The following is a 12,935-nucleotide window of genomic DNA, read 5'->3' on the forward strand; positions in this document are numbered from 1 at the left end:
AAAACTCTAATTCCTATGGCACCTTACCTCTAAAGAAGAATACATATGACAAGGTAACGCCTCCATTGTCAAAAAAAGGAAATACTTACGATAATATAAATTCATCGTTAAGTAAAAACTCTAATTCCTATGGAACTTTACCTTTAAAGAAAAGTGAAAGCTCTCAATATAGGTCTAATACAATTTCGGAGAGACAGCTGAATTTTCAAAAAAAATCAAGCTCAAGTCAGTATGGTGATTTCCCACAAAGTTTAAAAAACAAAACACAATATACAAGTCCACCAAAAGCACCTCCAGGTTCTAACACCGCAAAGAATCAATATTCTACTCCACCAAAAAAAGCTAGTACAACACCTATGCCTAATGGCAATCAATATAAACAATTCCCTGAAAGTTTTAAAAATAAAGGTGTTGAAAAGCCAGCTTCTGTGAACAAACAAGGGTATGTTCCGCCACCAAAGGCACCCGTAAAATCTAAAACAGTTCCTGTTATTGGTAAAAAAAATAAAGGTTCTGTTAATGGAAAAAAAGCGGGTACAGTTCCAGTAATAAAAAGCAAGAAAAAAGTAAACAAGGCAAAAAGCAATAATGCAAAAAAAACCAAATCAAGAAAATCAGCATCTCTTAAAAAAAGAAAAAAACCGTAATTATGAAATTAAGATCAATTATAATCCTTGTTTTTGTTTTAACAACATGTAATTCTTTTTCGCAAGGAACTAATAATTGGGAAATTGGAAATCCATTTGTTTCAAGAACAGATGCTGCTTTTTCATTCAATGAAGATTATAGCACCTTAATTAGTGGAAGAAAGATTCTTTTTGAACCTATTTCTAACGACCCTAGTTTAAAATCCACTCCCAACTCACTATCATCAGATTTATTTCCAAACCCACATAGTTTTAAGCCGGTTGATGCTGCTCTAGACCTAGATGAAGAATCTTTCCTGTTATTTAAAGGCAACGTATTTGTGAAGGTTGATAAGAGTACCTTAAAAAGCATATCAAGAGTTGCACAATGGCATGGGTGGCCAGGGTTTTGGAGAAATAAAATTGACGCTGCATTGAAATGGGAAAATGGTTCATACATTTTTATCAAAGGATTGCAATATGTCTCTTATGATCCTAGAACAGGAACAACATCCAGCCCCAATCAATTAAACAGATTGGTAGGATGGCCTTCTACTTGGTCAGGATCCATAGATGCGGCATTTAACGGAAAAGACGGCTATTATTATTTTATTAGAAAAGGAGAAATTTTGGCCATGGATATCAACAATCTATCTATAGCTGTTGGTTATCCTAAAAAACTTTCAGGCACACAAACAGGCCTTATTACACAAAATACTAACACCTTAATTACACAAAACCCTAATTCGTCCATAGCAGTTAACAATAATTACAAAAACTTAAATCCCAATGTCAATACTGAAGAGTGGTGCCCTGTAGGAACACCAGATGAAAGCACATCTCCCGATGGAGGAAATATAAGCCCTGTAACTACAGAACTAGCTGGTGGTACAGGAGGCGAAAAGTTTAGTGATAAATTGGTTAGAGGAGTTCGCGTAAAAGAAGTAAGAGTTTGGGGAATCAATACCATTCAAGCTATTGAAATTGTTACGGTTTCAAAAGAAGGTTTTATAACTGAAGGTGGGCCTAAAGGTTTTGCTTTCGGAAAACCAAAGATTTTTACCTTGGTTCCGGGTGAATGTATCAACGGCATAGAAGGAACTTGGGATGGTACTTCTGGGGAACTAATTCATACACTGCGGTTTATCACCAACAAACGAAAAAGCGATTGGTTTGGATCTATTGCTGGCAGAAAAGGGAAAAAAGAATTTTTATTTGAAGTACCTCCAGAAGGTTCGTTTTCTGGTTTTTATGGTACAAGCTCTAAGAGAAATTTAATTTCTTTAGGTATTAAATACAATATTTACCAATATGTAGTTTTTGACGAAAACGGAAAATTGATTGAAACTACGGGAGATAAAACAAAATGGAATAAAGGAACCAAATCTCAAATAGCAAGTAAGAATAAAAAGAAAGATCCTAATGATTTATACATAGATAACCACAAACCCGCAGACAATGCCAGAGATAAATTTCTTTATCAAAAAATGCCTCAATTTGAATGGATTGCTCAAACTGTAGATTTAACTAAAATTGATCCATGGAATATAACTTCACCAACTTCGATTGCATCTTTTCCAGAAAGCTTTGCGATTGTTCCAGTACCATCTCCTTTAGATGGGGATATTTTGCGTAAAGATTCTGAAACATCTTGGTTGGGTCCTTATGGCATGAACCGTTCTATATCTAAGGGAATCAATTCTGGAACAGCCACAGATGAAATGAAAATGAGTAAATCTTTTAGTGAATACTCAAAAGAATTTTCTCTCAAAGTAGGTGCAGAATTTAATTCTGGTGGTGTTGTTGGAGGTTCTGCAGAGGTAGGACATAAGCAACGAAAAACAGAAACCATCGGTAGTGAAAAGGTATTAATGTCTAAAAAAGTGATCAATCAATCTCATATCATATCGTTTGATTTGGATTGGGAAGATCCTTTCAAAGGAACTAAGTACCGACAAGCTTTAAATATAGCATTTCGTAGGTCAGTGGCTGCTTTAACCGTACCTTCAGGAAAGGTACCTGTAATTCTGAGTAAAAAATTAGTAAAAAATGGAGAATTACCAGGTAATATAAAAAGACATAGGAAGATTTATCAAGAACAGATTATAGATAAATTTGGTACGCATTTTTTAAATGATCTAATGTTTGGAGGCAAATACATCATGTACAACGAGATTAACAAGGAAGAAATTACTAAATCAAGAATGTCGGAGACAGAGGCAAAAGTAGCCTTTAACTTTGGTTCCGATAATGTTATGAAAAGTGATGGAACCACGATTATTATCAACAATGGTGGTTCAGCAATGGATGAGCTGGCCAAGTTAGGTACAGGTAATTCTTCAGGTAGTTTAACCGCTGAAGCAAAAATGATGAACAGCTATAAAAGTTCAAAAAAACGTTTAGAATCTACAATGCGGGTTGTATCTGTGGGAGGTGGTGGCTCAACAAAGTTTGAAAATTGGGACGCAAATGTGAGTCGTTCTCCTGTAGTAATAGATTATTCTCTAATACCTCACACAAAATTATTGACCAATGTGTTTTTTCCAAGTGACAAAGACATCGATAAAAAAAGAGAGTTATTAGATTTATTTATACGCCAATATCTAGTGGATCATTCGATACCTTTAAATCGAAACCCAAATCAGTCAATTACTTTTCCTGGACAAGGTGTACGTAAAGTTGATGATGGTCCTTTAGATGTAAATTTAACTTTAAAAGTAGAAGTGACGAGTGTAAAAACAAATGAAGATGAAGATTGGCCAGAAGACGACCCACTAGAAATTCGAGGTAATGCCAAATTAGAAATTTTGGATGAAGCAGGAACCATCTTAAGTACAATTGATGGATTGGTAAGTGGTTTATCTCCAAGACTAGACACTAATACTACGAGAAACTTATCAGGAAAAACCACAGAATTTACCATCAAAAAATCAAAGATAGAAAAACTGAAACTTTATATAAGCGGAAAGGTTTATGAGTATGATGATGCCGGTGATGATATCATTTTTAATTATTCCAACAGAGTAGATGCAGGTGCGCAAACCATACCCTTTGAAAATTTGCTTAACGAAGACATTATCAATGCTGTTGGGAAGGTGCAAGGAGATGAATCCTTTATGCAATTCGGCATTAAAATTAGTATAAAAAATAATTAAATAATATGAAAATCAACAAACAAGCGAAATACGTATTTGCACTTATTATAGCTTTTAGTTTTAGTTATCAATTAGAAGCTCAAAATAGTAGCAAAGTTAATATAAAGCCAGGTAAATTTTATGCTTACAAAAATTCACCAGAATATTACAACTTAGAACTGGTTGCTAGTAATAGTAGTGTTGTGCAATTAACAGATGAGAAAGGTAAACAAACTACCTTTATGCAGGATAAAACTGATAAAAGTTTATTTAGGCAATCAGGACAACCTAGAACCTATTTTAGTTATGGAGGAAGAATAATAGCTGTTAACTTTAATGGTGGAAGAAAAGGAACTTGGACTAGAGGAGAATTTGCCAAACCTAATCCTGGATTAAAATACGCAAAACAGTTACAAAAGGGCGATTATTCTGCTACCTTGTCCTATAAAGATAAGAATAAAACAACCTATATAGTAGGCGGTGGCCTTCCTAGTAAAGAAACTAATCCAATATTTAGTATTTCTCATACATGGAAATTATCTTACAACAAAGATGGAAGCATGATGTATTTAACATCGTCTACTCAAAATAATTCTAAAAACTTAAACAAACTATCAACTGAAGATAGAGGTAGGTTATTTGGTCACATTAAATTTAAATTAGGGGGTTTTGGGTATTATAATGAGGCGGATAACAGAAAAATACAAATACTTTCAAGTAGTAATTTTAAAATGTCTTTTCCAGGTCAAAAATATGCCTTAAATCTTAAAGCGGTTAATTCCTCTCCTAATAATGGTTATTCAAAAGTAAATGCAGTATCTACAAACACTCCTGTTGTAAACACAACAAATAAACTAAGTACTACGTCTAAAACAGCTCAAATACATGATGCCGTTAGGACTGGAGATTATGATAAAGTTGAAAGTTTGATCTTAAAAAAAGGGGCTGATTCTAATTTAAAAGATGGCATCAACGGAAGATCTGCCTTGCATTACGCAGCAGCAAGTGGAGACAATGATATTGCTTCTTTTCTGGTAAAAAGTGGAAGTGCAAATATCAATTTAACTGATAATAATGGGTTAACTCCTCTTGATTTAGCAGTCCAAAATAACAATTTAGAAACAGCTAAGGCTTTATTACAAAGTGGAGCAAATGCTGGCTTGGCAAATAAAGGTCTAGACCGAGTTGTAAGCACAAAAAACAAAGAGTTACTAAAAATGTTTTTACAAAATGGAGCAAATGCAACAACTGCTCTAAACAAAGTAATAGAAGTAGATGATGTAGAACTTTTAAATATTGTATTAGACAACTCAACGGCTAGAGCCACCAATCCACTTTTTGAAAAAGCAGTAAATAATAGAAGCCAGCAAACTGCCATTGAATTATTAATAAGAGGCTTGGATAAAGAAAAAGCTATGGATTTTGTTATTCAAAAAAAAGACAAACAAATGGTTTCCCTTATATTAGGAACCAATCCTAATGTAACAACTTCTAACAAAGCATTGGTTTTTGGTGTTGAGCAAAGAGATATGGCTTTGGCTCAAAATGCTATAGATGCTCATAATGCAAATCCAACTTTAGGCATGGCACCAGCAGTAAAAACCAATAACTCACAAATGGTTAGTTTTTTACTATCCAAAGGTGCTGATCCAAATGATCAAATGGATGAAGCTTCTGCAGAAGGCAAAAAAGCAATTGTAGAAATGCTACTTATGCAATCTGCAAATCCAGATTTAGGAGTTAAAGAAGCAGCAACCAACGACCAGATCGCTACACTACAAGTTTTATTAGACGCCTCTGGTGATGCAAACTTAGCAATGCCAATAGCTATTGATAAAGGAAATGTCGCTATGGTCAACATGTGTATCTCGGCACCAAAACCAGCAGATGTTTATCGCTCTGAATACGTAGTAACAGCGTGCGAAAAATCCAATTTAGATGTTTTAAACGCATTACTCTTAGCAGGTGCAGATGCCAATCCTGGCATGCCAATATCTATAGCTAAAAAAGATGTGAAATTAGTTAGGGAGTTAGTTGTTGCTGGAGCAGATGTCAACAAACCAGAATATCTTAAAAAATCTGCAGAATTAAAAGATCACGCAACGGCACAAGTTTTAGTAGAAAATGGCGCTGATCCTAACCCAGGTATGCCAGCAGCTATTAAAATTGGTGATGTTACAATGGTTGATTTATTGCTAAAAAAAGGGGCTGATGGTACAATCCCGGCATTTATTGCCACTGCTAGTACTCAAGGCAATACTGAAATCACAAAAATGCTGATAGATGTAGGTTCAGATCCAAACAATGGAATAATGCCAGCAATTGTTGCGAATAAGGCAAAAGTACTATCCCTCTTAATAAACAGCGGTGCAAATGCCAATAGTGAATTACATCTCAAAGAATCAATAAAACATAATAATCCAAACTTAACTGAATTAATAATTAATAATGGTGCAGATGCAAAATTAGCTTTAGAGCCCGCGGTTAATTCTAATGCTCATAAAATTATTAATTTGATTTCAGTTAATGGTGTAGATGTTACTGACCAAAAATATCTTGAAATAGCTGTGAATAAAAATTTTACAGAGACCGCAAACGCATTAACAAAAGCAGGAGCTTCTGGAAGTGACTGGTGGGATGAGACCTTAGGTGAAAATTTATTACACAAATCAATCCGTAAGCATTTAAATGCTTATATGGTAAACATATTAGTAAATGGAGGAATTGATGTAAACGTAAAGACAAAAAATGGTGATTCACCTTTACATTTAGCGGTTTATCAAGGAAAAAAGAAAAAAGATGCAACTGCAGATGTTGTAGTGTCATTAATAAATGCAAATGCTGACGTTAATGCAACCAACGCTAATGGTGAAACAGTTCTAAAATCGGCTCCGAGTCGCAGAAAAATTACCAAGCCATTGAAAAAAGCAGGTGCTAAAAAGAAAATATGATAGAATAAAATGACCTTGAAGAATATATATTTATTGTTTTTATTTATTAGTAGCACTTTCAGTTCTTATGCTCAACTATTATATATTGATGCAGAAACGGCTACTTTTATAGATGCGACAACATATAATGCAAAAAATAATGCGCTTCTCATTTTTTCAGGGGGTTCTCTTATGCTTTATGATATAAATTCGGATGAAATAATAGAACCGAGATGGTTTCGGTTAGAGGGATTTAGTAAAATAGAAGCTGCTATAAAATGGTCAGAAAATCAAGTTTTGATATTTGAATCAGATCAATTTAGAATCATGGATGTAAATACTGCTGAGTTTTTAACCAAAAAAGAAAAATGGTTAGGGTTTCCTGAAGAATGGAATAATAATTTTGATGCCGCCGTAAGATGGGATGAGAATAATATTTTGTTCAGCAAAGATGATACATTTTTAATATACAATTTTATAGAATCTGAATATACCGTTTATGACTATTTCAGTACTTGGGAAGGTTGGCCAGAATCATGGAATACTAAATTAGAAGCTATATTCAGTTTTGGTGATAGTATTTACTTTTTGAATGACGGAGAGGTCATAGAATACTCTAAAATTGACAGTACATTTGGCGCACCTATTGAAATTGGTTTTAGGTCTTAGAGCTCATATTTTACTGATATCGTAAATTTTATTTATTATCATTCTAATAAATTTGAACACTTTGCTGAACACACACAAAAATTATTAAATCATACTTTGGAGATACATCCTAGAAATACAGAATAAACTTTACGATGCCAGGCTTAGGTAGTACAGGCAATATATTATGAGATATAAATTGTATATAAAGCCTCCCCAAAAAGAATCACCGAAGATAATTCTGTCACTTCGCATTGTGGGCATTTTTGCTGTAAGGCCTCACCAAAAAGATTCTCTAAATCTCACATAGTTTTGTGGGTTTTCACTAGTTGTACAGCCCACCTATTAAGCATCCTACAAGAATGCAATCACGGTTTCATTTAGCTGCACAAACCCCTTACCGTTTTCTGCCTTTAGATTTATTTTCTTTGATTTTAACGTAAATAAGTTTCATCCGTCCTCTAGAGTCCTCACGACGTTCGGTTTCAAAATTAGGAATAGAATTAATTAAGGGAGTTAATTTCTGAAAACCATAATTTCGTGAATCAAAATTAGGTTGTTTCTTTTGCAACAAACTTCCTACATCACCCAAAAACGCCCAGCCATCATCATCGGCAATATCATCTATGGTGGCTGCGATAAGCTTAATGTCTTTTTGTGTTAATACATCGTACTTATTTTTAGAAGCTTTAGATTTTGTTGTAGACGCCGTAGTATTTTCTTCCGTTAGGTTTTTAAGAATCTCTATATAGATAAATTTATCACAAGCCACAATAAACGGGTTTGGTGTTTTCTTTTCACCAATACCATACACCTTCATCCCTGCCTCACGTAACCGTGTTGCCAAACGCGTAAAATCACTATCGCTTGACACTAAACAAAATCCATCGACTTTCTCAGAATACAAAATATCCATGGCATCAATAATCATCGCAGAATCTGTGGCGTTTTTACCTGTGGTATAGCCATACTGCTGTATAGGTGTAATGGCATTTTCTAAGAGCATATTCTTCCATTTGGATAAATGCGGTTTGGTCCAATCGCCATAAATACGCTTTATCGTTGGGTTGCCGTATTTAGCAATTTCTTCCATCATTTCCTTTACATAGGCAGATGGTATATTATCACCATCGATGAGCACTGCTAATCTTATATCTATCACTATAATTTTGTCTTTATAATTGGTTTAAAGGTAATGGCTTTAATTAACAAAAACCACTTTATATAAAATGGTTTTTGTTAATTATTTATTTTACTATTCTACAGCTTCAGATCGAAGGAAGAAAACATATAACTAAATCTCAATTAAGACAAGTGTTGCCGTTACTATATTATTAGAATGCGCCACCTCCATCATCATCGTCATCATCGTCATCATCGTCACAAACTACACCATGTGCAATAATGAAAATTTCTCCTGAAATATCTGATAAAGAGTAAGAATCCGATGAGGCATCATCTAATTCATTTTGGTGAGGATATTGACCTGGTGCCACAGTAGCATTACCATTATTACCTATTGGATAAGGCAGTTCACCAACATATAAATGCGTTTCATTTAATACAAAACCGTCAAGCATGTCAAAATCTACATCAACTGTCCCAAGGGCTTCGTCATAATTAACACTTAAGGATCCTACAAGAGTTCCTTTATCAGTATCGCATTGACCAGCACCAGAATACAGATCGAAGGTGTATTCACCTGCTGATAATGGACCAATAGTCCAGCCCCAACGATTAAATCCATCGTTTAAAAAACAAGTGGATGCTTCATCTCCTCCTATAGCAAATAATGTTTCACAAGATGCTTCATCTTCTTCCTCGTCTGATGCATCATCATCCTCTGGCTCATTATCATCTGCTGTAGTGCTAGAATCGTTTGCTATAGAATTTAATTGCAGGCTTTCTAATTCCACAGGTTCAGTTTCGCAACCGAATGACAGTAAAAGTGTAATACAAATAACTAATGTGGTTAATTTTTTCATGATAGATATATTTGGGACTCTAAATTTAGACCTATATCCTATAAAGCACAAATTTTTTCGATGTACGGTAAATAATATTCTTATTTATCTTACATAAGTGTGGTTTTAAGATTTTATACCTATCCAAAAAAACCTGTGCACATAACCCCTCAACACTGACTCCCGTCATTTTAAAAACGACCTGGTCTTCCTACTTTTATTAGGCTAAAAAGCATTATTAATAACGTCTAATACTAAAGCCATGGGAAAAATAAGCACCTCAGCACGACAAATCACTTTGTATTACAGTTCTAAATCCGTTAGAGCCAAGCAAACTATGGTCTATGCCATAGCCGAAGGCTTACCAGTGTCTTCAATTGACATTACAAAAACACCATTAACAGGCACACAGATTGCCAATTTGGCCTCTCGATTAGGTATAGAAATTAAGGATTTGGTGAACCAAGATCACCCAGCTTACGAGCGTAAGTTTGTGCATCACGACTTCTCAGACAGAGATTGGATGAAAATGATACAGCACAATCCAGAAATCATGAAACAGCCTATTGCTCTCAGAGGCGATATTGCTATACTGGTAGAAACACCAACGGATATTATTAAGATTTAGCTTGCGATTCTTTCACCAAGCCATAACTTAATACTGCTGGAATAATAAATCCCAGTACACTGACCCAAATTGGTATCTCGGCATTGTCTACGGATAACTCTAAATTTAAAACAACGCGGAGCAGATGCAGTAATGCTACAACAGCCAATAGTACTGCTACTATTTTGGTATATGGTTTCATATGTATTGGTTTTTAGTGATGTCATAATGTTAATTCCCATTGCTCATATTGATAAAATTCCGTCAATTCGAGTGAATTTTAGGAGTGAAACGAATAAAATTTGTATCGAGAATACGAATTTTAGTTTTCTAAATAGTTCTCGATACAATTTTTTCCTCCTCTAGTCCGAAAAAACCACTCGAACTGACGTTGTAAAAACCATAAGCATTTAAAATACACAATGGTTAGCCAATACAAATGTAGGCGCTACCAGTGGTAGAAAGTATGATATTGGTCAATAATAAGAAGCAATGCTCAACCCAAAAACTCCAAATTTAGCATTGTCATTCCGAGGGCGCGAAGGAACCGAAGGAATCTCAACCTAATAACTCAATAAGCAGGTTGTTGTATTTATTAATATTAATTAAACGCAGATTAAGGTCTATACGCTTGTTTTTATAGTCTTTTTTAAGGTAAGATATCATAAGGAACAGGCTTTCTATGAGCTTTTCTAAATCATAGTCTAGAGCACGTTTTATCTTGTATTGCTCTGTAAGTTCTTTAGTCACTTTTTTACGCGAAATCGCCAAATAGGGCAACTCATATCGTACGGCTGCAGAAAGCTCGTCCAACTCCAGGTTTTTAATAATCTCCACACGCCGTTTATCATCTATATCCATAGACAATGCCACATCCATTAAAAACTTAAGGTTAAGCTTGGCCTCAGTACGCAAAGCACGTTTTACGACACCAATTTTAGAGGCTTGTGAGGCGCCTTCTTTGGCAACGTCGTAAATGTCTTTGATGATGCTCATTACTTTAAAAATTAAATCAAATAGATAATACTACCATTACTAACAAATAGGCAATTAGCGCCCATAACGTGATTTGTAGTACAATTTTTGCTTGCTTTTTATGTCCTGTAATATAAAGGATTAAAGCAGCAATAAAACCTAGTGCTATCATAATTTTATTAATCTATTATCCTGTCATACCCTCAACGAAAACTTGAACGAACTCCTTCATTTTTGAAATGATGCGCTCTCCTATTTCTCGTGCTTTTAAAATACTTGGACGATTATCTAAGCATTTAAATACTTCATTTCTAATAGGTTCTTGACCACTGTAAATATAACTTTCTAGTAACGCATTAAATTGTTTCTTATCTAAGCCTTCTTCCTCACAGAGTTTTGCCAAGGCCAATATTTTCTCCTGTTGCCAATACTTTTCAAACTCGTCTTGGATGGCATCCTCATAATATTCATAGGATTCCTCTACCTGATCTTTAACTGCGCTAATTTGAGAACTTAAAATCTGTATGGATATAAACAACAATATAATTGTGCATTTAATCTTCATAACAACTAGAATTAATTAAACCAACGATCCAGTCGTCTCTTGGTTCTGTCAAATGCCGTACGTTCCCAAATGACTTCAAAGCCATTCCAGAACACCCGCACTTTATCACCACCATCGCGATAAAGTATAAATTTAATATCCTCGTATTCTATGTAAACATTATTAACGTCATTTTCATCCTTCATATAATCCTTATGCTTTTCTTTAACTTTATTTATACGCCTTAAGAGTTGTTGCGCCTCATTCAAAGGAATATATCTAAAACCATAAGCAGTACCTATATTTCCGTTTGCATCCTTATTATTTCCAAAAAAGGCTAATAGCAGTCCTTTTTCATTAACTTCTGAGCAATTAAAAGCAACAGAAATTAATCCTGCTGAATTATCTGAAGCAAGACTTTCTGTTTCAAACTTGATTTCGTTTTCACCAGCTGGACCAATTATATAATTCATTATATATTCCTTGGATCTAAACTGGCTAATTTCTTTAGCTACTTCTTTTTTGTCAGCGTCTGCAGCGACAAAACTTAATGCCGCCAAACCTACAGGTATTAATATTTCTTCAGTGTTTTGTGCATATGAATACTGTTGCACTATTAAAAGTACAATTATCAAAATTCTTTTCATAAGTAAATTATAGGTTTATAAATAAGTTTAATTTTATAAGGGTAGTAATCTAAAAGCTATTAAAAAATCTTAAAGGGAAAATAAATTTACAATAGTATAATCTATGTTTAAATGACATTTATCATATTATTTTTTAACCCCAAACATCCGTTTTCCTATGGCCTTAACATCATCTATGGCTTTGCCTTTTACCAACCAGGAAATCCCAAAGGGTATCACGGCTGTGGTTTCAAAAATATAGACGTAGTAATCATGGATAATAAACGCTTCTGTGATAAAATGCTCTATGGCAATGCAAACTAGTATTAATGCTACGGAAATAAATACCAAGTTGCCACACCATTTGTACAGGCTATGGTTGCCATCATCTGAGCCTCTTGTAAACTTGTAGCGCGACATCCAACCCATACAGAGGATAAACACACCAGCACTTATTAAATGAACCGAATTAGCCCAATCTTTGTTATGTCCAAAAAGTGGAAGTTCACAAGCTTTGCACATGGTATCAATATCCACATTTGTACTTCCCATACAACTGGTTGGTATAAACACTACCACTAATGCCGCCAAACCACCAATGTTGGTTAAAAAGTCATCACTGATGGTCTCTGTAGCTTTATCTATTTTATAGCCTTTATAGGACAGTAAAAACAAGCCAAAAGCAGAGAGTATAATTATAAATATAAGCGAAGGTAAGGTACTGTAATAGTAATGACTAATTGAGGCATAAAAGTCCCAAGCCGCTAATGGTAATACAATAGGCAGAAATAACCCAAGCGTCCCTATGAGCTTACGTATGCGATAATCGGAGTGTTGGAGGTCTGTGGTTGGCATTTGCTTTATTTTAAGATTCATAAAAA

At 34.5% G+C, this 12,935-nt stretch carries 12 protein-coding genes; 5 read left to right on the forward strand and 7 right to left on the reverse strand.

Annotated elements, in window-relative coordinates; all coding sequences use genetic code 11:
• The 4 genes from LBV24_RS14530 to LBV24_RS14545 form a co-directional block, all read left to right on the forward strand.
• A partial coding sequence (locus LBV24_RS14530; protein ID WP_224479393.1) for a hypothetical protein occupies nt 1-647 on the forward strand: 647 nt, incomplete at its 5' end.
• A gap of 2 nt (nt 648-649) precedes the next feature.
• Entirely contained in the window at nt 650-3,781 is a 3,132-nt protein-coding gene (locus LBV24_RS14535) for an MAC/perforin domain-containing protein (protein WP_224479394.1), read from the forward strand.
• A gap of 5 nt (nt 3,782-3,786) precedes the next feature.
• Nucleotides 3,787-6,711 carry an ankyrin repeat domain-containing protein gene (locus LBV24_RS14540; RefSeq protein ID WP_224479395.1) on the forward strand — a complete coding sequence of 975 codons (2,925 nt, stop codon included), beginning with the start codon at nt 3,787-3,789 and terminating at the stop codon, nt 6,709-6,711.
• A 9-nt stretch (nt 6,712-6,720) separates the two neighbouring features.
• On the forward strand, nt 6,721-7,359 hold the full coding sequence (locus LBV24_RS14545; RefSeq protein ID WP_224479396.1) for a hypothetical protein: 639 nt from the start codon (nt 6,721-6,723) through the stop codon (nt 7,357-7,359).
• Between the two features lie 376 nt (nt 7,360-7,735).
• Here the strand turns inward: LBV24_RS14545 and LBV24_RS14550 are convergent, their stop codons facing one another.
• Nucleotides 7,736-8,497, reverse strand: coding sequence for an NYN domain-containing protein (locus LBV24_RS14550; RefSeq protein ID WP_224479419.1), 762 nt, complete (start codon nt 8,495-8,497; stop codon nt 7,736-7,738).
• A 175-nt stretch (nt 8,498-8,672) separates the two neighbouring features.
• Nucleotides 8,673-9,323, reverse strand: coding sequence for a hypothetical protein (locus LBV24_RS14555; RefSeq protein WP_224479397.1), 651 nt, complete (start codon nt 9,321-9,323; stop codon nt 8,673-8,675).
• A 241-nt stretch (nt 9,324-9,564) separates the two neighbouring features.
• Here LBV24_RS14555 and LBV24_RS14560 point away from each other — a divergent pair, with 241 nt between their 5' ends.
• Nucleotides 9,565-9,930, forward strand: a complete 366-nt coding sequence (locus LBV24_RS14560; RefSeq protein ID WP_224479398.1) for an arsenate reductase family protein — start codon at nt 9,565-9,567, stop codon at nt 9,928-9,930.
• On the opposite strand, the gene LBV24_RS14565 is transcribed toward LBV24_RS14560, so the two are convergent.
• The 5 genes from LBV24_RS14565 to LBV24_RS14585 all read right to left on the reverse strand — a co-directional run bounded on the left by LBV24_RS14565 (nt 9,920) and on the right by LBV24_RS14585 (nt 12,909).
• Nucleotides 9,920-10,111: a hypothetical protein gene (locus tag LBV24_RS14565; protein WP_224479399.1), complete on the reverse strand. Its 192-nt coding sequence runs from the start codon at nt 10,109-10,111 to the stop codon at nt 9,920-9,922. The two genes, LBV24_RS14560 and LBV24_RS14565, sit on opposite strands and share 11 nt — an antisense overlap.
• A gap of 356 nt (nt 10,112-10,467) precedes the next feature.
• A complete protein-coding gene (locus LBV24_RS14570; RefSeq protein ID WP_224479400.1) occupies nt 10,468-10,905 on the reverse strand; it encodes a hypothetical protein in 438 nt (145 codons plus the stop codon).
• A 166-nt stretch (nt 10,906-11,071) separates the two neighbouring features.
• Nucleotides 11,072-11,449 (reverse strand): type I restriction endonuclease subunit R, EcoR124 family, encoded by a 378-nt coding sequence (locus LBV24_RS14575; RefSeq protein WP_224479401.1) that lies wholly within the window; start codon nt 11,447-11,449, stop codon nt 11,072-11,074.
• Between the two features lie 11 nt (nt 11,450-11,460).
• Nucleotides 11,461-12,075, reverse strand: coding sequence for a hypothetical protein (locus LBV24_RS14580; RefSeq protein ID WP_224479402.1), 615 nt, complete (start codon nt 12,073-12,075; stop codon nt 11,461-11,463).
• Between the two features lie 126 nt (nt 12,076-12,201).
• Nucleotides 12,202-12,909, reverse strand: coding sequence for a hypothetical protein (locus LBV24_RS14585; RefSeq protein WP_224479403.1), 708 nt, complete (start codon nt 12,907-12,909; stop codon nt 12,202-12,204).
• Nucleotides 12,910-12,935: the final 26 nt, after the last annotated feature.

Source organism: Winogradskyella vincentii (genome assembly GCF_020166345.1).
Classification (GTDB): domain Bacteria; phylum Bacteroidota; class Bacteroidia; order Flavobacteriales; family Flavobacteriaceae; genus Winogradskyella; species Winogradskyella vincentii.